The 23827-nt window shown below is 64.8% G+C and carries 20 protein-coding genes and 2 tRNA genes; 17 read left to right on the top strand and 5 right to left on the bottom strand.

The features are described 5' to 3' along the window. Positions 1 to 21 precede the first annotated feature (21 nt). The 9 genes from AUL35_RS00535 to AUL35_RS00575 all read left to right on the top strand — a co-directional run bounded on the left by AUL35_RS00535 (position 22) and on the right by AUL35_RS00575 (position 8709). Positions 22 to 393 (top strand): hypothetical protein, encoded by a 372-nt coding sequence (locus tag AUL35_RS00535; protein WP_062010975.1) that lies wholly within the window; start codon positions 22 to 24, stop codon positions 391 to 393. A gap of 101 nt (positions 394 to 494) precedes the next feature. Next, a tRNA-Cys gene (locus tag AUL35_RS00540) sits at positions 495 to 568 on the top strand. A 311-nt stretch (positions 569 to 879) separates the two neighbouring features. After that, the gene (locus AUL35_RS00545; RefSeq protein WP_062010977.1) at positions 880 to 2349 is read left to right on the top strand and encodes a deoxyribodipyrimidine photo-lyase; all 1470 of its coding nucleotides are present in this window, start codon (positions 880 to 882) and stop codon (positions 2347 to 2349) included. A gap of 83 nt (positions 2350 to 2432) precedes the next feature. Beyond that, positions 2433 to 3476 carry a cysteine synthase A gene (locus AUL35_RS00550; protein WP_062010979.1) on the top strand — a complete coding sequence of 348 codons (1044 nt, stop codon included), beginning with the start codon at positions 2433 to 2435 and terminating at the stop codon, positions 3474 to 3476. Continuing rightward, positions 3473 to 4213, top strand: a complete 741-nt coding sequence (locus AUL35_RS00555; protein ID WP_062010981.1) for an alanyl-tRNA editing protein — start codon at positions 3473 to 3475, stop codon at positions 4211 to 4213. The genes AUL35_RS00550 and AUL35_RS00555 overlap by 4 nt, the downstream gene beginning before the upstream one ends. Before the next feature lie 73 nt (positions 4214 to 4286). Next, positions 4287 to 5141 (top strand): 3-mercaptopyruvate sulfurtransferase, encoded by an 855-nt coding sequence (gene sseA / locus AUL35_RS00560; protein ID WP_244493621.1) that lies wholly within the window; start codon positions 4287 to 4289, stop codon positions 5139 to 5141. Positions 5142 to 5158: 17 nt separating this feature from the next. Continuing rightward, entirely contained in the window at positions 5159 to 5680 is a 522-nt protein-coding gene (locus tag AUL35_RS00565) for a GNAT family N-acetyltransferase (RefSeq protein ID WP_062011428.1), read from the top strand. A 25-nt stretch (positions 5681 to 5705) separates the two neighbouring features. After that, the gene (locus AUL35_RS00570) at positions 5706 to 7673 is read left to right on the top strand and encodes a bifunctional 2',3'-cyclic-nucleotide 2'-phosphodiesterase/3'-nucleotidase (RefSeq protein WP_062010984.1); all 1968 of its coding nucleotides are present in this window, start codon (positions 5706 to 5708) and stop codon (positions 7671 to 7673) included. A 19-nt stretch (positions 7674 to 7692) separates the two neighbouring features. After that, a complete protein-coding gene (locus AUL35_RS00575) occupies positions 7693 to 8709 on the top strand; it encodes a carboxylesterase (protein ID WP_062010986.1) in 1017 nt (338 codons plus the stop codon). A 12-nt stretch (positions 8710 to 8721) separates the two neighbouring features. On the opposite strand, the gene ilvA is transcribed toward AUL35_RS00575, so the two are convergent. Both ilvA and AUL35_RS00585 read right to left on the bottom strand, forming a co-directional pair. Continuing rightward, positions 8722 to 9975 (bottom strand): threonine ammonia-lyase IlvA, encoded by a 1254-nt coding sequence (ilvA, locus tag AUL35_RS00580; protein ID WP_062010988.1) that lies wholly within the window; start codon positions 9973 to 9975, stop codon positions 8722 to 8724. 278 nt (positions 9976 to 10253) lie between these two features. Next, positions 10254 to 12038: an adenine deaminase gene (locus AUL35_RS00585; RefSeq protein WP_062010989.1), complete on the bottom strand. Its 1785-nt coding sequence runs from the start codon at positions 12036 to 12038 to the stop codon at positions 10254 to 10256. 155 nt (positions 12039 to 12193) lie between these two features. On the opposite strand from AUL35_RS00585, the gene AUL35_RS00590 reads away from it, so the two are divergent. Both AUL35_RS00590 and AUL35_RS00595 read left to right on the top strand, forming a co-directional pair. Further along, positions 12194 to 12278, top strand: a tRNA-Leu gene (locus AUL35_RS00590). A 191-nt stretch (positions 12279 to 12469) separates the two neighbouring features. After that, positions 12470 to 12694 carry a hypothetical protein gene (locus AUL35_RS00595; RefSeq protein ID WP_062010991.1) on the top strand — a complete coding sequence of 75 codons (225 nt, stop codon included), beginning with the start codon at positions 12470 to 12472 and terminating at the stop codon, positions 12692 to 12694. An 81-nt stretch (positions 12695 to 12775) separates the two neighbouring features. On the opposite strand, the gene wrbA is transcribed toward AUL35_RS00595, so the two are convergent. Then, positions 12776 to 13375 (bottom strand): NAD(P)H:quinone oxidoreductase, encoded by a 600-nt coding sequence (gene wrbA, locus AUL35_RS00600; protein ID WP_062010993.1) that lies wholly within the window; start codon positions 13373 to 13375, stop codon positions 12776 to 12778. 175 nt (positions 13376 to 13550) lie between these two features. Between wrbA and AUL35_RS00605 the strand changes: the two genes are divergently transcribed. The 5 genes from AUL35_RS00605 to AUL35_RS00625 all read left to right on the top strand — a co-directional run bounded on the left by AUL35_RS00605 (position 13551) and on the right by AUL35_RS00625 (position 21758). After that, entirely contained in the window at positions 13551 to 14309 is a 759-nt protein-coding gene (locus AUL35_RS00605) for a competence/damage-inducible protein A (protein WP_062010994.1), read from the top strand. Between the two features lie 89 nt (positions 14310 to 14398). After that, on the top strand, positions 14399 to 14896 hold the full coding sequence (gpt, locus tag AUL35_RS00610) for a xanthine phosphoribosyltransferase (protein WP_062010995.1): 498 nt from the start codon (positions 14399 to 14401) through the stop codon (positions 14894 to 14896). A 378-nt stretch (positions 14897 to 15274) separates the two neighbouring features. Continuing rightward, a complete protein-coding gene (locus AUL35_RS00615; RefSeq protein WP_062010996.1) occupies positions 15275 to 19087 on the top strand; it encodes a vitamin B12-dependent ribonucleotide reductase in 3813 nt (1270 codons plus the stop codon). 357 nt (positions 19088 to 19444) lie between these two features. Continuing rightward, the gene (locus tag AUL35_RS00620; RefSeq protein ID WP_082665991.1) at positions 19445 to 21076 is read left to right on the top strand and encodes a peptide chain release factor 3; all 1632 of its coding nucleotides are present in this window, start codon (positions 19445 to 19447) and stop codon (positions 21074 to 21076) included. A 103-nt stretch (positions 21077 to 21179) separates the two neighbouring features. Further along, complete coding sequence (locus AUL35_RS00625; RefSeq protein ID WP_062010997.1) at positions 21180 to 21758, top strand: NADPH-dependent FMN reductase; 579 nt, start codon at positions 21180 to 21182, stop codon at positions 21756 to 21758. A 6-nt stretch (positions 21759 to 21764) separates the two neighbouring features. Here AUL35_RS00625 and pncA read toward each other — a convergent pair whose 3' ends face one another. Then, positions 21765 to 22391 carry a bifunctional nicotinamidase/pyrazinamidase gene (gene pncA, locus AUL35_RS00630; protein WP_062010998.1) on the bottom strand — a complete coding sequence of 209 codons (627 nt, stop codon included), beginning with the start codon at positions 22389 to 22391 and terminating at the stop codon, positions 21765 to 21767. Positions 22392 to 22465: 74 nt separating this feature from the next. Between pncA and AUL35_RS00635 the strand changes: the two genes are divergently transcribed. After that, the gene (locus AUL35_RS00635) at positions 22466 to 22888 is read left to right on the top strand and encodes a DUF4174 domain-containing protein (protein WP_062010999.1); all 423 of its coding nucleotides are present in this window, start codon (positions 22466 to 22468) and stop codon (positions 22886 to 22888) included. Positions 22889 to 22891: 3 nt separating this feature from the next. Here the strand turns inward: AUL35_RS00635 and AUL35_RS00640 are convergent, their stop codons facing one another. Continuing rightward, complete coding sequence (locus tag AUL35_RS00640; protein WP_062011001.1) at positions 22892 to 23716, bottom strand: polyphosphate kinase 2 family protein; 825 nt, start codon at positions 23714 to 23716, stop codon at positions 22892 to 22894. Positions 23717 to 23827: the final 111 nt, after the last annotated feature.

The following is a 23827-nucleotide window of genomic DNA, read 5'->3' on the forward strand; positions in this document are numbered from 1 at the left end:
CACGATCAAGCGGAAGGAATCATGATGCGAAACGTTTTCGGTCTGGGTCTGGCCATCGTTCTCGCGGTGTCGCCGGCGCTTGCTCAGGAAACGGTGACAGCACAGTCGGGTCAGGAGACGCGCGTCGGCTGGATCGGGTCGCTGAAGGCGGACTGTTCGCCGAACCCGGCACCGAAACTGCGACCGGCCAAACTCGCCGACCACGGGCAAATCAAACTCGTACCAGCCGAGGTGACGACGAATAAGGTCGCCAACTGCCCCCATGCGAAGGTTCTCGCCGTCGTCGTCTTCTACACGTCGTCGTCGGCCTACAAGGGAACAGACACCTTCACGCTCGCCAGCGACGGCACGGACGAACCGTCCGAGCACACCTACACGATTTCGGTCCGGTAACCCGGCGGGCACGCATCCTACGACGACGGAGCGCGCCGCCAAGAATGAGTTGCGCGGCACTTGCGAAATGCGGGATGCCCCAGTAGGTACAGCGCCGTTGAGGCCTCGTGGCGGAGTGGTTACGCAGAGGACTGCAAATCCTTGCACGCCGGTTCGATTCCGGCCGAGGCCTCCAACCAACCTGTCGCTATCTGCATCGATCTGGCCCGATGTGTCGACGCCGCACAGGCGAGCACATTGACAGGTACTGGTTCAGACGCAGTCGATATCGAACGGTTCAATGGACGAGCGGATGGTGGCGGCATCGCGCATGTCGATGTTCTGCCCAACGGATGGGTTGGCTTTGCCCCCCAAAACCGGTCCGCGACCAATAGCCGGTGCGGTTCCTGCCGCATCTTGTCACCCGACACTCGAACACCTATCGTCGCCTACCTCCGCGCACCTATCTCCCGCCGCCAGTAGAAAAGGCGGCAGGAAGCGAGCGCGATGATTTCGGAAGACGGTGGCGCGAAGGACGATAGCGACGGTGCCATCGTCGTGTGGCTTCGGAACGATCTCCGTCTCGATGACAACCCCGCTCTGTTCCACGCGGCAGAGACCGGACGCCCGGTCGTTCCGATCGTGATCCATGATGAGGAAAGTCCCGGTCTGAGGTCTCTGGGCGGAGCCCACCGTTGGTGGCTGCATCGCTCGCTCGAGAATTTGGGACCGAGAATGGGCAAGCTCGGCTCGCCGCTCGTTCTACGGCGCGGGCGAGCCGCGAAAGTCCTCGAGGATCTCGTGGCGGAGGTCGGCGCGACCAGCCTCTATATGAACCGGCGACTGGAGCCGCCGGCCGTCATACAGGATGAAGAAGTCGAGAAGGCCCTTCCCGATCTGGCGGTGCGGCGGTTCGAGGCGAACTTCCTCCACGATCCGAATATGATCGCGACCGGAAGCGGTAAATTCTATAAGGTCTTCAAGCCCTTCCGAGACAAGGTCGAGGCTGGCTCACCGCCGCGCGAGCCACTCGATCCGCCGAAGGAACTCATACCCCCGCGCGGGCATCCGAAGTCGGACACGCTCGCATCCTGGAAGCTTCTTCCCCAGACCGTCGACTGGGCGAAGGGCTTCGGCGATCATTGGCAGCCGGGCGAAGACGGAGCTCACGAGCGGCTTGCCAAATTTTGCGACCGGTATCTTGCGGACTACAAGGCTGGGCGGGACCGCCCAGCCGAGGACGCGTCCTCACGCCTGTCGCCGCATCTGCGGTGGGGCGAGGTCTCGCCTTTCCGCGTGCTGCATACGGCGGGCGCTTACGCCAAGCGCCGGAAGTCGATCCCCGACAGCGAACTCTCCCATTTTCGCGCGGAGCTCCTCTGGCGCGACTTCAATTACCACGTCCTGTTTCACGACCCCGATCTGCCGTCGAAGAATCTGAACCCGAAGTTCGACAGGTTGCGTTGGCGCGCGGCGAAGGTGGAGTTGAACGCGTGGCAGAGGGGACGGACCGGTTATCCCATCGTCGACGCCGGCATGCGCCAGCTTTGGACGACTGGCTGGCTGCACAACCGCGTCCGCATGATTGTCGGCTCCTTCCTCACCCGGGACCTCCTGATCGACTGGCGGGAGGGTGAAGCCTGGTTCTGGGACACGCTGGTGGACGGCGACATCGCCAACAACACGGCCCAGTGGCAGTGGATCGCGGGCACGGGCGCCGACGCGCAGCCATTCTTCCGTATCTTCAATCCGGTGACGCAGAGCGAAAAGTTCGATCCGAAGGGCGAGTACATCCGGCGATACGTACCGGAACTCGCTAAGCTGCCGACCGAGGCGTTGCATGCACCCTGGCTGGCCGAGCCCGACGTCCTCGCGAAGGCCGGGGTCGAACTCGGGAAGACGTATCCGAGACCGATCGTTGACCACTGCGAGGCGCGAACCAGAGCGCTCAAGGCCTACGAGGTGGTGAAGAACTGACTTCCGCCTTGCGCCTTGCCCCGATTCCGGCAAGGGCTTAACCCCGACACCCGTATCCGTCGACGCGAGGCGAAGCCGCATCCATGTCACGCCACCATTCCGTTCTCGACGCCATCGGCAACACGCCGCTGATCCGCCTGCGCCGCGCTTCGGAAGAAACCGGCTGCGAGATCTACGGAAAGGCGGAGTTCCTGAACCCGGGGCAGTCCGTGAAGGACCGCGCCGGCCTCTTCATCATTCGCGATGCCGAGGAGAAGGGGCTGCTGGCCCCCGGCGGGATCATCGTGGAGGGTACGGCGGGCAATACGGGCATCGGTCTCGCACTCGTGGCCGATGCGCTCGGCTACAAGACCGTCATCGTCATCCCGGAGACCCAGAGCCAGGAGAAAAAGGACGCGCTCCGTCTGATGGGAGCCGATCTGATCGAGGTGCCGGCGGTGCCCTATCGCAACCCCGACAACTACGTGAAGCTGTCGGGTCGCCTTGCCGAGCAACTCGCCCGGACCCATCCGGCCGGGGCGATCTGGGCGAACCAGTTCGACAACACCGCCAATCGCGACGGGCATGTGGTGACAACGGCCGAGGAAATCTGGCAGCAGACCGGCGGCGAGATCGATGGGTTCATCTGCGCGGTCGGAACCGGAGGCACGCTTGCCGGAACGGCGATGGGCCTCAAGCGCCACTCTAGCCATGTGAAGATCGGCATCGCCGATCCCCTTGGCGCCTCGCTCTACAGCTACTACACGACCGGCGAACTGCACGCCGAGGGCAGCTCGATCACCGAGGGCATCGGACAGGGGCGCGTCACGGCGAACCTCGAGGGTTTCGCACCGGACTTCGCCTACCAGATCCCGGATGAGGAGGCCCTCCCGATCGTCTTCGACCTGATCGGCGAGGAGGGGCTGTGCCTCGGCGGGTCGTCCGGCATCAACATCGCCGGCGCGATCCGCATGGCCCGCGAGATGGGGCCGGGCCACACGATCGTGACCATCCTGTGCGACTACGGCACCCGCTACCAATCCAAGCTCTTCAACCCCGCCTTCCTGCGAGAGAAGAATCTTCCCGTTCCAGCATGGCTGGAGCGGCACGCGCCATACGATATCCCCTTCGAGGGCGCTCGCCCATGAGTTCGTCGACCGAGGCCGCCTATCAGGACGACGCCTACCTCTCGACGCTGGAGACGACGGTACTCGACATCGAGGGTGGCAACGGCATCGCCGTCGCACGCTCGAACTTTTATCCGGCTGGCGGCGGCCAGCCCGGCGACACCGGCTTCATCGAACTGCCCGACGGCCGGCAGATGGCGGTGGTCGATACGCGGCGCTCGGAGGATCGTTCGCGCATCCTCCTGGTCGTGGCCGAGGGAGCTGATCTCCCATCCGCAGGTGAAACGGTCGTCCTCCATGTCGACTGGGCACGCCGATACAAGCTGATGCGCATGCACACCGCCCTTCACCTTCTCACCGTGGTCTGCCCCTATCCGGTGACCGGAGCGGCAGTTGGAGAGGACGAGGGACGGATCGACTTCGACTGGCCCGACGCCGACGTCGACAAGGACGTCGTGACGCGGGGTCTTCGTAGCCTCGTCGAAGCGAACCATCCCGTCGGCACGCGCTGGATCACGGACGAGGAGCTCGATGCCAATCCGGGTCTCGTGAAGTCTGCAAACGTCAAGCCACCACGGGGCACGGGCCACGTTCGCCTCGTGACGGTCGGCGCGGACGGCGAGATCGATTCCCAGCCCTGTGGCGGGACCCACGTCCTCGAGACGAGCGAGATCGGACTGATTCATATCGGCAAGGTCGAGAAGAAGGGACGCACGAACCGCCGGGTTCGCGTTCGATTCGGCGACGCTCCGCAATGACGGCTCTTCCCCATTCCACCGGCGCGGGCGACCCCCTATGCTGGTTCCGCGCTGTACTTCTCGCGAGGTCGTCTTGAATTCCAACCCCTTCTCGATCTCGGCGGCGGAACTTGCCTCCCACGTCGGGCGACCCGGCGTCTCGGTCATCGACGGTTCCTGGTATCTCCCAGCCCAGAAGCGTTTCGCCAGACAAGAATACGAGGCCGGCCATATACCCGGGGCCGTATTTTTCGATCATGATGCCGTCGTGGACGCGTCGTCCGGCCTGCCGCATACCCTGCCGGACGCGGCGACCTTCGGCGCGGCGCTTTCCGATCTCGGCGTGTCCGACAAGGATACAATCGTCGTGTACGATGGGCTCGGCGTTTTCAGTGCGCCACGCCTGTGGTGGCTGTTGCGCACGTTCGGCGCGCACGACGTGCGGATCCTCGAAGGCGGCTTTCCGGCCTGGCGCGATGGCGAATACCCGGTCGAAACCACAATCGCGCCGCGCCGTGCAGCCCGCTTCCATGCCGCGCGGGACGAGTCGGCGATCGCCACGCTCGATGACGTCCACGCGATCGTAGCGAGGCAGAGCGACGGACAGGTCGTGGATGCGCGCTCGACGGAGCGGTTCCGCGGCGAGGCAGTCGAGCCTCGTGCGGGCGTCCGATCCGGCCATATGCCGACCGCGCGTTCCCTGCCCTTCACGGAACTCGTCGAGAACGGTCACCTGAAGAATTCGGAGGCCATTCGGGAAGCCTTCGTGGCATCAGGCGTCGACCTGTCGAAGCCCGTCGTCACGAGCTGCGGGTCCGGCGTCACGGCCGCCGTGTTGACGCTTGCACTCGCAAAGCTCGGCAAGACAGATGTCCGCCTCTATGACGGATCCTGGACGGAATGGGGCTCGCGCGAGGATACGCCGGTCGAGACCGGACCCGCGACCTGATGGATACGCCGCGACCCATGCGCCTGCTGACTGCCACCGTCACGCAACTCGTGATGCATCAACTGCCCGAGAAACCGGTCTTGCCGCCGGAGAACGGGCGCCATTACGTCGTGCTTCGCACGCGCAATATCCCGCTGGACTACTATCGCTATCTCTATGTCGCGGTCGGGCGCCCTCATCACTGGACGTCCCGCCTTCTGCGAGACGAGGCGCTGCGGCGCGAGATCCATGCGCCCAACATGCGCATGCGGATCCTCTACTGCGACGGTGTTCCCGCAGGCTGGTTCGAACTCGATGCGGGCCGCGCACCGCGCGAGACGCGGCTCGTTCATTTCGGGATCATGCCCGAGTTCCGCGGACAGGGTCTGTCGCGCTTTCTTCTCTCCCAGGCGATCGTCGCGGGTTTCGAAGAGATGCCGAGTGCCCTGACCGTCGAGACCAACACGCTCGACCATCCGGCCGCTCTCCCGCTTTATCGGAAGATGGGCTTCAGGCCCCTTTCGATGCGGGAGGTGACGACCCCGGCCTTCGACGACTGACGCATTCCCCGAAAGGACGAATCGCATGACGACCATCAACCGACGTGCCTTCCTCGCGGCAGGCGCGGCGACCGCCGTCGCGGCGAGCCTTCATCCCTTCTCCGCGAATGCGCAGGCGCGTCAGGCGCACCTTCGCATCATGGAGACGACCGATCTTCATGTGAACATCTACCCCTACGACTACTACGCCGACCGCGAGACCCCGACCGTCGGCCTCGCGCGCACGGCCAGCATTGTCGATGCCATCCGCGTGGAGGCGACCAACTCGCTCCTCTTCGACAACGGCGACTTCCTGCAGGGCAACCCGCTCGGCGACTACGTCGCCTTCGAGCGAGGCATGAAGGACGGCGACGTCCATCCCATCGTTGCCGCCATGAATACGCTTCGCTATGACGCCGGCACGCTTGGGAACCACGAGTTCAACTACGGGCTGGACTTCCTGCAGCGGGTGATCGGCCCCGCGAACTTCCCGATCGTCAGCGCCAACCTCGTCAAGGGCGAGCGCGCGGCGGACCCTGGCGCCGACGAGCGCTTCGTCCCTCCTTTCGTGATCCTCGACCGGCGTATCGCGACCGGCGACGGGTCGAGCCTGCCGATCCGCATCGGCGTCGTCGGGTTCCTGCCGCCGCAGATCACCGTATGGGACGCCCAGAACCTCAACGGCCGCGCAACGACACGCGGCATCGTTGAGACGGCCCGCGCCTTCGTTCCGCTCGTCCGTTCGCAGGGTGCCGACATCGTCGTCGCCCTCTGCCATTCGGGCATCGCGGACGGCGACCCCGGCGATGCCACTCTCGAGAATGCCGCGCTGCAGCTGGCGAGCGTCGAGGGCATCGACGTCGTCTTGTCCGGCCATCAGCACCTCCGGTTCCCAGGGGAGGATTTCAAGGACATCGCGGGCGCCGACGCCGTGAAGGGAACGCTTCACGGCAAGCCCGCCGTGATGGCGGGCTTCTGGGGTTCCGATCTCGGGCTCGTCGATCTGCTTCTGGAGCGCGCCGACGATCGCTGGCGCGTGGTTTCGGCAACGTCGGAGTTGCGTCCGATCTTTGAGCGCGTCGACCGTCAGCCGAAGGCCCTGGTTGCGAGCGAGCCCGCCGTACTGGACGCGGCCAAGCGCGATCACGAGGCGACGCTGGCCTATGTCAGACGACCGGTCGGCGAGGCTACGGCACCGCTCTACTCGTATTTCGCGCTGATCGCCGACGATCCGTCCGTTCAGATCGTGAACCAGGCTCAGCTCTGGTACATGCGCACGATCCTCGCCGAGACGCCCTATGCGAACCTCCCGCTCCTCTCGGCGGCGGCGCCCTTCAAGTCCGGCGGTCGCAGCGGTCCCGACTACTACACGGACATCCCCGCCGGCCCGATCGCGATCCGGAACGTGGCCGATCTCTATCTCTACCCGAATACCGTTCAGGCGGTGAAGATCACCGGGGCTCACGTGAAGGACTGGCTTGAGATGTCGGCCGGTATCTTCCGCCGCATCGAGCCGGGACGTACCGCTCAGAACCTGATCGACGAAACCTTTCCGTCCTACAATTTCGATGTCATCGACGGTGTGACATACCGCATCGACCCGACGCGTCCTGCTCGCTTCGATCGCGACGGCAAACTGGTCGACGGCGATGCGTCGCGCATCGTCGACCTCGAGTTCGAGGGAAAGCCGATCGACCTGAAGCAGGAGTTCGTTGTCGTGACGAACAACTACCGGGCCGGTGGAGGCGGCAAATTCCCGGGCATCGCGAGCGACAAGATCGTCTTCGTGGCACCCGATGCCAATCGCGATGTGCTCATCCGCTACATCATCGAGAAGAAGCGCATCGATCCCGCGGCCGACGGCAACTGGAGCCTTGCGCAAACCGCCGGAACCGAGGTCGTCTTCCGCACGGGACCCGGATCGGCCGCCCATGTTCGCGACCTCTCGTCGCTCGGCCTGACCGAGGCCGGTCGCAGCGATGACGGCTATGCGATCTACCGCCTCCAACTCTGACGACCGAACGCCGCTTCGCATGAACGCCATCCAACGCTCGCGCCTTCTTCTGACGCTGAAGATCGTGCTACCGCTTCTTCTCGTCCTGCTCGTGATCGGCGGGGGACTCTGGGCGTTCGGCCCAAGGGAACCGCTGCGCCTCGAGAGCGGCTTCGATGCAGCCACCATTGGAAGCGACGTCGAGGCCTACCTCGCGCGAACCGAGGCGGACATACCGAACCTTCGTCCCGGCGCGCAGAAGGAGATCGTTTGGGCCTATCCGGCGTCGAAGGCGAAGACGCCGATCGCCCTCGTCTATGTACACGGCTTCTCGGCATCTCGTGACGAGACGCGACCGCTGTCGGACGAGGTCGCGAAGCGCCTCGGCGCCAATCTCTTCTACACCCGCCTGGCCGGTCATGGACGCGACAGCGCCGCGATGGCCGAGCCGGAAGTCGGCGACTGGATCGACGACTTCGCAGAAGCCATGGCCATCGGGCGCAGGCTCGGCGAGCGCGTGATCGTGATCGCGACCTCGACCGGGGCGACGCTCGCCACCCTTGCCGCCAGCCGCCCCGAACTGACGAAAGGGCTCGCGGGGATCGTCGAGATCTCGCCGAACTTCGGGGTGTCCGACGGGCGAAGCTGGATGCTGACCATGCCCTTCGCCCGCTCCCTGATCCCTTACCTCGGACCCGAAGAGTTCGGAACCGCCGAGGCCGAGATGACGACGAACGGGATCTGGACGCAGCGCTATCCGACCCGCGCCCTTCTGCCGATGGCCCGGCTCGTGGAGGCGACCCAAACACTGGACGTCTCCACGCTGCGGATCCCGGCTCTGTTCGTCTATGCGCCGGGTGACCATGTGGTGGATACGACGAGGACGGCCGAGGTCGCCGCGCGCTGGGGCGGCCCGCATGAAACCGTCATCGTCGACGATAGTAGCGATCCGTCGCAGCATGTCATCGTGGGTGCCGCGACCTCCCCGAATACGACAGAGCGCCTCTCGGCGCTGATCGCCGAATGGATCGCCGCCCTGCCGTCGCCGACCACCTGAGGGGGCTACCCGTTAGATCAGCAGGTCCGTCATCACCTGGTTGTCGGTGATGTCCTGGAAGCGGATGCCATCCTTCGCGAACCGCGCCAGAAGGGCATCGAAGTTGTCGGGCTCGCTCGTCTCGATACCCAGCAGGATCGAGCCGAAATCGCGCGCGGATTTCTTGAGATATTCGAACCGCGAGATGTCGTCGTTCGGTCCGAGCAGCGCGAGGAAGTCGCGGAGGGCGCCCGGACGCTGAGCGAGCCGCAGGATGAAGTACTTCTTGCGCCCCTCGAAGCGAAGCGCCCGCTCCTTGACGTCCGGAAGGCGCTCGAAGTCGAAGTTGCCGCCCGAGACGACGAGAACGACCGTCTTGCCCCTCACCTCCTCGCCGAGCGAGCGCAGCGCGTCGATCGCCAGCGCACCGGCGGGCTCGAGCACGATGCCCTCGATGTTGAGCATTTCCAACATCGTCTGACAGAGGCGACCCTCCGGCGAGAGAACGACATGCCCGGCGTCGAACCGCGACAGGATCTCGAAGGGCAGCGCGCCGATTTCGGCGACCGCGGCGCCGTCCACGAAGCCCTCCATCTGAGGCAGCTTCACGCGGCGCCCCTTCTGGAGGCTCGTCGAGAGGCTGGGGGCACCCAGAGGCTCGACAAGTCGGAAGGCGGGCGATTGGTCGCCCTCGTAGTAGCGCGAGAGGCCGGACGCGAGGCCTCCGCCGCCCACTGGTAGCACCAGCATGTCGGCCCGCTCGCCTTCCAGTTGTCGTTCAATCTCCAGTCCGACGCTCGCCTGTCCCTCGACGATGTCTCCATGGTCGAAGGGCGGCACCATCGCGGCTCCCGTCGCGGCGGCATAGGCGCGCGAGGCGGCGTAACAGTCGTCGAAGAAGTCGCCGACGAGCTCTATCTCAATGGCGTCGCCACCGAAGGTCCGAGTCTTCTCGATCTTCTGCTGGGGCGTCGTGACAGGCATGAAAACGCGGCCGCTCAAGCCGAAGTGGCGGCAGGCGAAGGCGAAGCCCTGAGCATGGTTTCCCGCCGAGGCGCAGGTGAAGCGGGTCGTGCCGCTTCCCTCCTCCATGCGCTTGCGCATGAAGTTGAAGGCACCACGAATCTTGTAGGACCGCACGGGGGTCAGGTCCTCACGCTTCAGGAAGACGCGAGCCTCGTAGCGCTTGGAAAGATGCTCGTTGAGCTGCAAGGGCGTCGCCGGAAACAGGGCGCGCAGTGCGTTCTCGGCGCGAGCGACGTCGGCACGGAAGGGAGTCGAGGTCATGGGATGATGCGACCGCATATGAGGGACGCCGAAGAAGCGTCTGAGAGAAACAGGACAGCTGAAGGAGCAGCCAGATCAGATGCAACGGAGGGTCCCGGCATGATGCCGGAAGTGTCTCCGCGTTCCGGTCGCGCTCCGCGTCCTAATCTGGACCGTCAGAGGGCGCCGGCGCGACTAATCGATCCGAAAGGACGGAGCGTCGGCAGCATCGTGTTTCCTGTAGCGTCTCATGCGCGTACCGCTCGGTACTTCCGACATTCCTCCTCGCTTGTAAAGTCTCACACGAAGACGTCCACGATTTCGAAGCGTTCGACGTCGACCAAGCCCTCGTCCGAAAGGCGAAGCGCGGGAATGACGACGAGGCCCAGCAGAGAGTGTTGCATGTAGGCGTTGTTGAGCCGGCATCCGGCGGCGCGCATGGCGGCCAAGAGTTTCTCGACCTTCGCCGCGACCACCTCCGCGCGCTCGGTCGACATGAGGCCAGCCACCGGGAGTTCGACCAGCGCCTCCTCGCAACCCTCGCGAAAGAACACGACACCGCCGCCGATCTCCCCAAGCCGATTGGCGGCCATCGCCATATCGTCGGCGCTCGTGCCCACGACGATCATGTGGTGGCTGTCATGGGCGACGGTCGATGCCAGGGCGCAGGGCACGTCGTAGCCGAAGCCCGAGACGAAGGCGTTGACTACGTTACCCGTCGCGCGGTGGCGCTCGACCAGCGCGATGCGGCAGACATCCTGATCCGCATCGCCAGGAACCTTGCCGTCGACGACCGGAAGGCGTCGGCGAAGATGTTCGGTCGGCGCTTGGTTCTCGATGACGCCGATGACGCGGGCCTCGACATCGTTGCGACCCTGCGGCGCGGACAGCTCGAAATCCGACGCCGAAAGCTCGCGGCCGAGGTGGACGGTGCGCATCGCCTTGTCGGGGTAGCGATAGGCCGGCATGTCGGCCAACAACTGAGCACCTTCGGCAAGGAGAATGCCGCGAGCGTAAACCGCGTCGATCGTCAGTTCGGCAAGCTGCGAGACGAGAAGGAAATCGGCCCGTCGGCCGGGCGCGATCGATCCGATCTCGCGCTCGAGCCCGAAATGCTCCGCCGTATTGAGGGTCGCCATTTGAATTGCAGTGATAGGCCTCAAGCCTTGCCGGATCGCGTGGCGCACCACACGGTCCATGTGGCCGTCGGCGATGAGCGTTCCCGAATGGCAGTCGTCGGTGCAGAGAATAAAGTTGCGCGGGTCGAGCCCCTGCTCCGTGACCGCGCGAATCTGCTCCGCCACGTCGTACCATGCCGAACCCAGGCGGAGCATCGCCTTCATGCCCTGGCGGACACGCGCGATCGCGTCTCCGGCCCTTGTGCCCTCATGGTCGTCCTGCGGTCCCCCGGCCGCATATCCGTGAAACGCGCGCCCGAGGTCGGGCGAGGCGTAGTGGCCTCCGACGACCCGTCCGGCAGCCCGCGTGGCGGCGATCGCGCCGACCATGACGGGATCGTTGGCCGCAACGCCGGGAAAGTTCATGACCTCGCCGAGACCGATCATTCCCGGCCAGCGCATCGCCTCCTCGACCTCCGCGACGCCGATCCGCGCACCGGCATTCTCGAGACCCGGCGCCGAGGGCACACAGCTCGGCATCTGCGTCCAGACATTGATCGGCTGCGCCAGCGCCTCGTCGTGCATGAGGCGAACGCCCGGCAGTCCGAGGACGTTCGCGATCTCATGAGGGTCTATGAACATGGAGGTCGTGCCATGCGGGATCACGGCACGGCAGAATTCCGTGACCGTGACCATGCCGCTTTCGACATGCATGTGGGCGTCGCACAAGCCGGGGACGACGTAACGTCCCGCAGCCTCGACGACGGTCGTCTCCGGTCCGATCGCGTGGCTCGCATCCGGTCCGCAATAGGCGAAACGTCCATGAGCCACCGCGATGTCGGTGCCCGGAATGATCTCACCGGAGTGGACGTTGACCCAGCGGGCGCCTCGCACGACGAGGTCGGCAGGTGCGCGACCCATGGCGACATCGACCAGAAAGCTAGCCACTTCGTGGAACGCACGCATTTCAGACCCCGTCGATTTCAAGCCGCCATCTGTGACTTACACGAGCGCTCGTCGCCACGCATCTGCGGCAGAGGCGCCGTTGGGATTGAGGCAGCGGTGGCGGCGAGGTATGAGAAAAGGGTCGGAGCACGCCCGCGCAGGGCACCGACGTCGATGCGGGCTTGGCGGAACGGTAGACGCAAGCGACTTAAAATCGCTCGAGCTTGTCTCGTGCGGGTTCGAGTCCCGCAGCCCGTACCATCATTTCAGAATTGAAATATCCGTGCCACAGACGAGACTATTGTCTGAGGACATAGCGGGCGGGCGAGTTGTATTCGCAAGTGCGCCTTCGCGTGCCTTCATCAATATTTCATTAAGACTCGACCATTTTTTCGGTTTCGTCGTTGCGCGGCGGACGTCGCCGTGATCCACTCCACATATCAACGGGCATCATGCGGAAGATCGAGGAGGGCCTCCTCATGTCGCAGCATAGTCGTGTCGAGACGATCCCCTTCCCGGAGCCGGTCGGCTGGCTCGAGATGGATGACCGTCGCGTTCATCGGCTCCTGGCACGTCTCCAGTCCACGAACCGCGCGCTTGATGATCTGCGCGAAGCGCTGGAGGCGGACGAGAGCACCAGGTCGGCTGAGACCGCCGCTTGGGCGGAACCTGCCTGAATTCTGGTCCTCACGTCGCGTCGTGTGAAAGATCGGCGGAAGCGGGCCGCGAGCGCGCCTGCCTCCGCCATTTGTCCAGCCTCAGGCCGTGAGCTTGCCTGCGATCTCGGCGATATGGCGTCCCTGGAAGCGTGCGCCGTCGAGTTCGACCTGGCTCGGCTGACGCGATCCATCGCCGGCGGCGATCGTCGTGGCGCCGTAGGGCGAGCCGCCCGCGATGGCGTCGAGCGTCATCTGGCCTTGGAAGGCATAGGGCAGGCCGACGATCACCAGACCATGGTGCAGAAGGGTCTTGTGGACGGAGAGGATCGTCGCCTCGTTGCCGCCGTGCTGGGTGGCCGAGGAGGCGAAGACGCCACCAACCTTGCCCACGAGTGCGCCCTTGGCCCAGAGGCCGCCGGTTCGATCCCAGAACGCTGCCATCTGCGAGGCCATGTTGCCGTAGCGCGTCGGGACGCCGACGATGATCGCATCGTAGTTCGCGAGCTCGTCCGGCTGCGCCTCAGGGAACTCGTGATCTGTCTTGAAGTGGGCGGCCGCGACCACCGCGGGCGGCGCCGTCTCGGGCACGCGCTTCACCTCGACATCCGCGCCGCCTTGGCGAGCGCCTTCGGCGACGGCGCGTGCCATCGTCTCGATGTGCCCGTAGCTCGAGTAGTAGAGTACCAGAACCTTAGCCAAGGCCGATTCCTTCCAGTTGGGAGTTCGTGATTGCGTGTCAGGCATAGAGCGCTGGAGCTGTCATGATAAAGGCGCCCTGCCCGCGACGCACTGTCTCCTTCGCACGATCCCGCCGCTTGCCCGCCTCGGTCTCGACGCCACTTCCCGGCGAAACGAACGGAAGAAGGCGGGATCCATGGCGGCGCATGACGGAACGGCTGTGACAGCTGGCATGGTGGCGATCGGCGACGAGGTCTTGTCCGGTCGGACGAAAGACCGGAACATCGGACATCTGGCCAGCGTCCTGACGCTTGCCGGCATCGACTTGACCGAGGTGCGCATCGTCGGCGACCGGCAGGATGCGATCGTAGAAGCGGTGAACGCGCTCCGGGGCCGATACGACTACGTTTTCACATCAGGGGGCATCGGCCCCACTCATGACGACATTACCGCCGACGCGATTGGCGCGGCGTTCGGCCGTCCCGTTGGAGAGGAGCCGAGAGCGGTCGAGCTCCTGGGCCGCTACTACGCCGGCCGCGATCTTGAGTTCACGCCGGCCCGACGGCGCATGACACGAATGCCCGCCGGATCGGAGCTCATCGCCAACCCGATCTCCACGGCGCCCGGCTTCCGGGTGGAGAACGTCATGGTGATGGCAGGCGTCCCTTCCATCTTCGCCGCCATGGTCGACAACGTCCTGCCGAACCTGCGGACCGGCGCCGTGATGCTCAGCGAGACCGTGTCCTGCCCCTTCGGCGAGGGCGAGATCGGCGACGCGCTGGCGGCGCTGCAGAAGGCGCATCCCGACGTCGCAATCGGGTCCTACCCGAAGTTCGACGGGGAGCGCTATTCGACCGATCTCGTCGTCCGCTCCCGGGATCGCTCGCGCCTCGACACCGCTGCGGGTGCGATCCGGTCCATGCTTCGCGAGCGCGAGGACGCGCGTGGGGCCTGACGCGACGTTGGCCCGCGCTTCGCGCGGGTCGGCCTTGTTCGTTTGAAGGCGACCGGCTATCGCGACCTCATCGTTTGAGGAGATCCGCGATGTCGTCCGCCGAGAAGTCCTTCCCCGTGTCCTGGGAGCAGTTCCACCGCGACGCGCGCGCGCTCGCCTGGCGCCTGGCGGGGCAACGCGACGATTGGAAGGCGATCGTCTGCATCACGCGCGGCGGTCTCGTTCCGGCCGCGATCATCGCGCGAGAGCTCGGCACTCGGCTCATCGAGACGGTGTGTATCGCCTCGTATCACGACTACGATCGTCAGGGTGAGCTGCAGGTCCTCAAGGACATCGCGCCCAACCTGCGGGACGACGACGGCGACGGCATCCTGATCGTCGATGACCTGACCGACACAGGCAAAACCGCAGCCCTCGTACGCGCCATGCTGCCGCGAGCGCACTTCGCGACCGTCTACGCCAAGCCCAAGGGTCGGCCGCTCGTCGATACCTTCATCACCGAGGTAAGCCAGGACACTTGGATCTATTTCCCGTGGGATCTCGGCCTCACGTTCCAGGCGCCGATCGGCAAGGGCTCGATCGGTTAAGGGACGTTAACTATTTCCGAATCGGAACAGAGTCGGGAGGACTCTGTGGCGCCTCGTCGTCAAGCTGAAATGTCCGGTTCTACACAGCCGATACTGGTTGTGGAGAACCGCGATTCTTCTGGAACCCGTTGTGGGTCCGGGGAGTCTCTGCCTCGTGTCTGTTTTGTGTCACTTAACCAGCAGATAACCACGCAGCCTTACCTTGACACTCAGCTGCCCCATCTAGATGGTGTGATGGAGCACCCGCGTAGCCACTAAATATGGTGTCTGCGTTCCAGCAATCAGCGAATGAGTAGCGGCGAAGGAGCCCGCGCGTCCCTATATTGGGAACGGCGAAGCCTTGTCGTGCGAACTCGCATCGCCGTTCGGAGAATGTCCATGGGCATGAAGATCGAGCGCCGCTACACGCGGCCGGGCCAAGACGCATACCGCGCCGTGGAGTTCCGAAAGGCGACCAGTGAGATCCGCAATCCGGACGGCTCGATCGTGTTCCGCCTCGCGGACATCGACGTGCCCGCGCAGTTCAGCCAGGTGGCGGCCGACATTCTGGCCCAGAAGTACTTCCGCAAGGCCGGCGTGCCGAAGGCACTGAAGCGCATCGAGGAGAACGACGTCCCGTCCTGGCTCTGGCGGTCGGTCACCGACGAGGAGGCGCTGGCCAGCCTACCCGAGAACGAGCGGAATGGCTCCGAAACCGACGCGCGCCAGGTGTTTGACCGACTTGCCGGAACCTGGACCTATTGGGGCTGGAAGGGCGGATATTTCGCGTCCGAGGAGGATGCCCTCGCCTTCCGCGACGAGTTGGCCTTCATGCTGGCGACCCAGAAGGTCGCGCCGAATTCGCCGCAGTGGTTCAACACCGGCCTGCACTGGGCCTACGGTATCGATGGTCCGAGCCAGGGCCACTTCTATGTCGATTACCAGACGGGCGAGCTCGTACGCTCCTCCTCGTCCTATGAGCATCCCCAGCCGCACGCCTGCTTCATCCAGTCCGTCGCCGACGATCTGGTGAACGAGGGCGGCATCATGGACCTTTGGGTCCGCGAGGCGCGCCTCTTCAAGTACGGCTCGGGCACCGGCTCGAACTTCTCCCAGCTTCGCGGCGAGGGCGAGAAGCTGGCGGGCGGCGGCCGCTCGTCGGGCCTCATGAGCTTCCTGAAGATCGGCGACCGTGCCGCGGGCGCGATCAAGTCTGGCGGCACCACGCGCCGCGCGGCGAAGATGGTCGTCGTCGATATCGACCATCCGGATATCGAGCAGTACATCAACTGGAAGGTGCGCGAGGAGGAGAAGGTCGCGGCGCTCGTGACCGGCTCCAAGACCGTGTCGAAGCACCTGAAGCTGATCCTTTCGGCGTGCGTGAACTGCGAGGGTGGCACGGGCGAGGAGTGCTTCGATCCCAACATCAACCCGGCGCTCAAGCGCGCCGTGCGTGATGCCAAGAAGGCGCAGGTTCCCGAGAACTACGTCAAGCGCGTCATCCAGCTCGCTCGCCAGGGCTACACGCAGATCGATTTCCCGATCTACGACACGGATTGGGACTCCGAGGCCTACCTGACGGTCGCGGGTCAGAACTCGAACAACTCGGTGCGCGTCACCGACGAGTTCCTGCACCTCGTCGAGAACGACGGCGACTGGAACCTGATCGGTCGCACGACCGGCAAGGTCACCAAGACCGTCAAGGCGCGCGAGCTTTGGGACAAGATCGGTTACGCCGCCTGGGCATCGGCCGATCCCGGTATCCAGTTCCACACGACGATCAACGACTGGCACACCTGTGCGGCGGCGGGCGCGATCAACGCGTCGAACCCCTGCTCGGAGTACATGTTCCTCGACGACACGGCCTGCAACCTGGCGTCGTTGAACCTTCTCCAGTTCCGCGAGCCGTCCGGTCGCTTCGACGTCGATGCGTTCGAGCACGCGACCCGTCTCTGGACGATCGTCCTCGAAATCTCCGTCCTGATGGCGCAGTTCCCGTCCAAGGAAATCGCGCAGCGGTCCTACGACTACCGCACGCTCGGGCTCGGCTTCGCCAACATCGGCGGCCTGCTCATGACCGCCGGCATCCCGTACTCGTCGGCAGAGGGTCGCGCAATCTGCGGCGCGATCTCGGCGATCATGACCGGTGTCTGTTACGCGACCTCCGCGGAGATGGCACGCGAGCTCGGCCCCTTCCCGGACTACGCCCGCAACGCGGACGGCATGCAGCGCGTCATCCGCAACCATGCCCGCGCGGCCCATGGCCTTGCCAACGGCTACGAGGAACTGGCCGTCGATCCGGTTCCGCTCGACCATGCCTCGCTCAAGGACAAGCGCCTGTCGGCGCGCGCCAAGCAGGCCTGGACGACGGCGCAGGAGCTCGGCGAGAAGCACGGATACCGTAACGCGCAGACCACGGTCATCGCGCCGACCGGCACGATCGGCCTTGTCATGGACTGCGACACGACCGGCATCGAGCCCGACTTCGCGCTGGTGAAGTTCAAGAAGCTGGCAGGCGGCGGCTACTTCAAGATCATCAACCGCGCGGTGCCTGAGGCGCTTCGCACGCTGGGCTACTCGGAGTCGCAGATCGCGGAGATCGAGGCCTACGCGGTCGGCCATGGCAACATGAACCAGGCGCCGGCGATCAATCCGGGCTCGCTGCGTTCGAAGGGCTTCGGCGACGAGCAGATCGAGGCGCTGAATGCCGGCCTCAAGAGCGCCTTCGACATCAAGTTCGCGTTCAACAAGTGGACGCTCGGCGAGGCTTTCTGCCGCGAGACGCTCGGCATCAGCGACGAGCAGCTGAACGACATGTCGTTCGAGATGCTCCCCTTCCTCGGCTACTCCCGCAAGGAGATCGAGGCGGCGAACGTCCACGTCTGTGGTGCCATGACGCTGGAGGGCGCGCCTTTCCTGAAGAACGAGCACCTGCCGGTCTTCGACTGTGCGACCCCATGCGGGCGCATCGGCAAGCGGTCGCTTTCGGTCGACTCGCATATCCGCATGATGGCGGCGGCTCAGCCCTTCATCTCGGGCGCCATCTCCAAGACGATCAACATGCCGAACGACGCGACCGTGGAGGACTGCAACGCGGCCTACATGCTCTCGTGGAAGCTCGCTCTGAAGGCCAACGCCCTCTATCGCGACGGCTCCAAGCTTTCGCAGCCGCTGAACGCCTCGCTGATCGCCGACGAGGACGAAGAGGAGGATGCGGTCGAGGCTCTGCTGGCGGCGCCGATCCCGGCACGCGCGGCGGAAGTCGCTGAGCGCATCGTGGAGCGGATCGTCGAGCGCACGGTCGAGAAGGTGGTGCGCGACCGCGAGAAGCTGCCGAACCGCCGCAAGGGCTACACGCAGAAAGCCATCGTCGGCGGCCATAAGGTGTATCTGCGCACCGGCGAGTTCGACGACGGGCGGCTCGGCGAAATCTTCATCGACATGCACAAGGAGGGCGCTGCCTTCCGTGCGATGATGAACAACTTCGCCATCGCCATCTCGCTCGGCCTGCAGTTCGGTGTGCCGCTCGACGAATACGTCGAGGCCTTCACCTTCACGCGCTTCGAGCCGGCGGGCATGGTGCAGGGCAACGAGGCCATCAAGAACGCGACGTCGATCCTCGACTACGTGTTCCGCGAGCTGGCGGTCTCCTATCTCGGCCGCCACGACCTCGCCCACGTCCAGCCCGAGGAGATCAACGCCTCGACCGTCGGACGTGGCGTCGAAGGCGACAAGCCGGCCCCGCTTCCCATCTCGAGCGGCATGGTGCGCGGCCAGACGGCGAAGTTCCGTCTCGTCTCCTCGGCGGATGCCGCTTCGGCGACGCCGGCCAAGACGATCGCTTCGACCGCCCCAAGCGCTCCGCGTCCGATGGCAATGGCATCGTCCGGCGGCTCGGCGGCCCGTTCGGTGGCCTCGATGCCCTCGACGCTCTTGCGCGAGGACGCCGAGCCGCTTGCCGTGCGCTCGCGCGCGGCCGACGTCTCGCCGGCACAGGGCCTGTTCGAGGCGCCCCTTGCCTTCGGCGCAAGCGACAAGGACGTGGCTCGCGTCGATGCGGCCCCGAAGGCCACCAGCGCCGAGCGCCGCGCCCAGGCGATGATGAAAGGCTACACGGGCGACAGCTGCTCGGAATGCTCGAACTTCACCATGGTGCGTAACGGCACCTGCCTGAAGTGCGACACCTGCGGCTCGACCAGCGGCTGCAGCTGATCCCAACGAAAAGGCCCCCGGAAGCGCGAGCTTCCGGGGGTTATTTATTCCAAGCGTTTGTTCGCACTCAATCGTTTGCCTCGAGTTCGAGACTCACTCAGCCGTAGCTCGTGGCGGTAACCGTCACTCTACCTGCGTCGAAGCGGACGTGGAGGTCGTCGAGCCTCTGCGGACCGCAACGACGTCACCTATTGTGGGTCTTGCGAGTGCAGGCTTACATGATCGGCCCCTCAAGGGTGCTTGGATCTTCGGCTGACGACCGAGCTTGGGTGGATAGGACCTTGTGCGGAAGGATGGATGGCGCGAGAAGGATCGCAATCCTATCTCCCGTTCTTTCCAATGCCCTGAGGTCCGCCGATGAGCGCCCTGCCCGACGCCACGCTCGCCACCACGCCTGCCCGATCCAAGCCCGACGGTTCTTTGTCGCGCCGCACTTTCGCGATCATCTCGCACCCGGACGCCGGCAAGACGACGCTGACCGAGAAGCTGCTTCTGGCCGGCGGCGCCATCAACATGGCCGGCGCGGTCAAGGCGCGCGGCGAGAACCGGCGCGCGCGTTCGGACTGGATGGAGATCGAGCAGTCGCGCGGCATCTCGGTCACCTCGTCGGTCATGACCTTCGAGCGTGAAGGAATCACCTTCAACCTCCTCGACACGCCGGGCCACTCCGACTTCTCTGAGGACACGTACCGGACGCTCACAGCGGTCGACAGCGCGATCATGGTCGTGGACGTCGCCAAGGGTATCGAGTCCCAGACGCGAAAGCTCTTCGAGATCTGTCGTTTGCGCGATATCCCGATTATCACCTTCGTCAACAAGGTGGACCGCGAGGGACGCGATCCCTTCGAGATTCTCGACGAGCTCGAGGCGGGCTTGGCGCTCTCGGTTTCCCCGCAGGTCTGGCCGGTCGGCATGGGATCGGATTTCCAGGGCTGCTTCGACCTCGAGACCAACGAGTTCCTGCATTCACGCCCGCGCGCAGCCGGCTCTTTCAACACCGTCACGCAGTTTTCGGGCGCGGACGACCCAGCACTTCATGCGATTTTGCCCGAACATGTCGCCGCCAAGTTCGCGGGCGAAGTCGAGCTCGCCCAAGCCGGTTACAGCGCCTTCGACGCCGAAGCCTATCGCCAGGGACACCTCACGCCTGTCGTTTTCGGCAGCGCGTTGCGGGACTTCTCGGTGGATCAGCTCCTGAAGATCGTCGCGCGCTTTGCGCCGCCGCCCCGTCCGCAGCCCTCCGACAAGGGTGCGGTCGATCCACTGACGCAGTCGGTTTCGGCCTTCGTCTTCAAGGTCCAGGCCAACATGGACCCCAACCACCGGGATCGCGTGGCCTTCGTCCGCTTCTGCTCCGGCCACTTCAAGCGCGGCATGAAGCTGAACCACGTGCGAAGCGGCAAGCCGCTCGCAGTCAACAATCCGATCTACTTCTTCGCGCAGGAGCGAGCGCTGACGGAGGAGGCGTTTGCGGGCGACGTCATCGGTATCCCGAACCATGGAACGCTCCGGGTCGGCGACACGCTGACCGAAGGCGAGACCTTCCGCTTCACCGGCCTGCCTTCCTTCGCGCCCGAGGTCATGCGTCGTGTCCGGCTCGAGGATACGATGAAGATGAAGCAGCTGCGGCGCGCCCTCGAGGATCTGGCGGAGGAGGGTCTGGTTCAGGTCTTCAAGCCGACGATCGGTTCGCAGTGGATCGTCGGCGTCGTCGGTCCGCTTCAGCTCGACGTCCTCGCATCGCGCGTGCGCAACGAGTACAAGACCGACATCACCTTCGAGCCCGTTCCCTATGCGACCGCGCGCTGGATCTCGGCGGAGGACGAGCGTCTGGTGAAGACGTTCATGCAGGAAAACATCATGAGTTGCGCGATGGATCGCGACGAGCGTCCGGTCTTCCTGCCGAAGAACGACTGGGAATTGCGCTATGCGCGAGAGCGCAATTCCGGGCTTACCTTCGCCGAAACGCGCGAGATCGTCGCGACCTGAAGATGCTCCGGCCGGCGACGGTGCGTCTGCTGACGTGCGGTTGCGTTGCGGCGCCAACGGTTCCATGTCCCGCAGACCTCTAACGAGCCGTGGGAATCACGTCATGCCAACCGTTGCCGTCCTTGTCGGCTCGCTGCGCCGAGAGTCGATCAACCGCAAGTTCGCGGAAGCTCTCGCCAAGCTTGCCGAAGGCCGACTGGAGTTCCGCTTTGTCGAACTCGGCGACCTTCCGATGTACAACGACGACCTCTGGCCAAATCCCCCGGAAGCGGTTTCCCGCTTCAAGCGCGAGGTCGAGACGGCCGATGCCGTCCTGTTCGTCACGCCGGAATACAACCGTTCCTTTCCCGCCGTTTTGAAGAACGCGATCGACTGGGGCACCCGGCCCTACGGCCAGAATTCCTTCTCCGCCAAGCCGGGCGGGCTCGTGGGGACCAGTCCCGGTTCGACCGGCACGTCGGCGGGGCAGAACCACCTCAAAAGCGTTCTCAACGTGGTCGACGTCGTCCTCATGGGTCAGCCGGAAGTCTACTTCACCTATCACGCTGAACAGTTCGCCGCCGACGGATCCGTTCAGGACGAGGCGGCGAAGGCGCTTCTCACCCGGTGGACCGATCGCTTCGTCGCCTGGATCGAGCGGACCTCCGAGCCCAAGACCAAGGCGCAGGCCGACGCAGCCTGACTCACGTCACGCCTCGCCATCCGCCACGCTTCTGCGGCGTATGCCGACGGCATGCATGCGGCTCCAGGCGACGTCGAGCGAACCGTTGAGATCGATAGCCCGGCAGGCGTCGTCGATGACCTCGACGTCGAACCCTGCTTCCCTGGCATCGAGGGCCGTCCAGCTCACGCAGAAGTCGGTCGCCAAGCCGCAGACGGCGACCGAGTTCACTTCGCGCTCGCGCAGATATCCGGCCAGCCCGGTGCTGGTCCGCCGATCCGCCTCGCGCAGGCCCGAGTAGCTGTCCACCTGACGGCCCCAACCCTTGCGGATCACAGCCTGGACCGGATCGAGGTCGAGATCGGCATGGAACGCCGCGCCGGTCGTTCCCTGGACGCAGTGGTCCGGCCACAATACCTGTTCACCATAGGGTAGTCGGATCGAGCTGAACGGCGCGGCGCCGTGCGTCGATGCGAAGGAGATGTGCCCGCTGGGGTGCCAGTCCTGCGTGGCGACGACGACATCGAAACCTGGCATCAGTCGGTTGATGACGGGCACGACGACGTGGCCATCCGCGACCGCAAGCGCGCCGCCGGGACAGAAGTCGTTCTGGACATCGACGACGATCAGTGCCGTTCTCGTGCTCGCAACCATCGCCCCTACTCCTTTGATTGCCGATGCCGCGACGTTAGTTCAAGCGGAACAGCAAGTCAGCCGAGGGCCGTTCCATGCGGCATGGACTTTCGATCGCCGCCGTCTTGATCCTGCAACTGATGGGAGCGAACGCCATGGCCGCACAGCTCGATGACGTGCGCTGGCAGCAGCGCGTGCTCCTGCTGTTTGGGGACTCAAAGGAGACGCAGAAGCACTGGAACCGGTTCGCGGGTGATGTGCAGGCACTCCGCGAACGGCAGCTCCTCGTCATGACGCTGGATGACGATGTGGAAGTCCTGGCAGGCCGCGCGCCGGAGCCGCTTCCCGAAACGCGAGACCTGCAGCGTCTCTATAACGTCGCGCCCGGCACGCCGTTCGTGGCCGTACTGATCGGGCTCGACGGCGGCGAGAAATGGCGTTCGGTGGAACCCTTCGTCCCCGAGCGCCTGTTCGGCATCATAGACGCGATGCCGATGAGGCGAGCCGGTTCGAAGTGACCATCACTTGTCCCGGTCGCCCTTCGCGATAAGGCTATCGTAGCGCTCCCGCAACTTCTTGTCCGGCTCCGGCGGCTTGAGGTCGACGCCATCCGATAGTCTGTCCGCGATCGCGTCCAGCGCCTCGAGCCGCGCGTATTTCTTGTCATTGGCGGGAAGCACAAACCAAGGCGCACCATTTGTCGAGGTGCGTTCGAGCATCTCGTTGGCGGCATCCTGATAGTCGTCCCAGCGCTCGCGATTTCGGAAGTCCTCATAGGAAAGCTTCCAGCGCTTCAGCGGATCTTCCATGCGGTCGCGGAAGCGCTTCAACTGCTCGTCCGGCGTGATGTAGAGAAAGACCTTCACGACGCGCGTTCCGTCATCGACGAGCATCCGCTCGAACTCGTTGATCTCCCCGAAGGCCCGTCCCCACTCGGACGGCTTCGCATACCCTTCGACGCGCTCGACGAGGAGTCGACCGTACCAGGACCGATCGAACACCGCGATCTCGCCGCGTCCGGGAAGCCGCTGCCAGAAACGTGTTAGGTAATGATGCTTTTGCTCCTCCGGGGTTGGAGCGGCGACGGGCCAGACCTTGAAGCCTCTGGGATCCATCACGGAAGAGATTCGGCGGATCGTGCCGCCTTTCCCCGCGGCGTCCCAGCCCTCGAAGACGATGACGGCGTCGTTGCCGGTGTGCAGGTAGGCCTGCTGTATCGCTATGAAGCGGGTTTGCAGCGCTTGCAGCGACTTTTCGTAGGTGTCCGCATTCGCCTGGGCCGAGAGGTCGAGCCGGTCGAGCGGGCGGTGACCCTTGGGCGCATGCTTTTGGTACGTCTTGGCCATGGAATTCCGCCATCTATCCGAGCGATAAGCGGGAGCTAGGCGCGACGCGGCTTCGTTCCACTCCGTCACCTCGCCGTCACGATTCCTGTGGGCAGGTGTCGAACCCAGGAT

The sequence above is a fragment of the Aureimonas sp. AU4 genome, assembly GCF_001463765.1.
Lineage (GTDB): Bacteria > Pseudomonadota > Alphaproteobacteria > Rhizobiales > Rhizobiaceae > Aureimonas.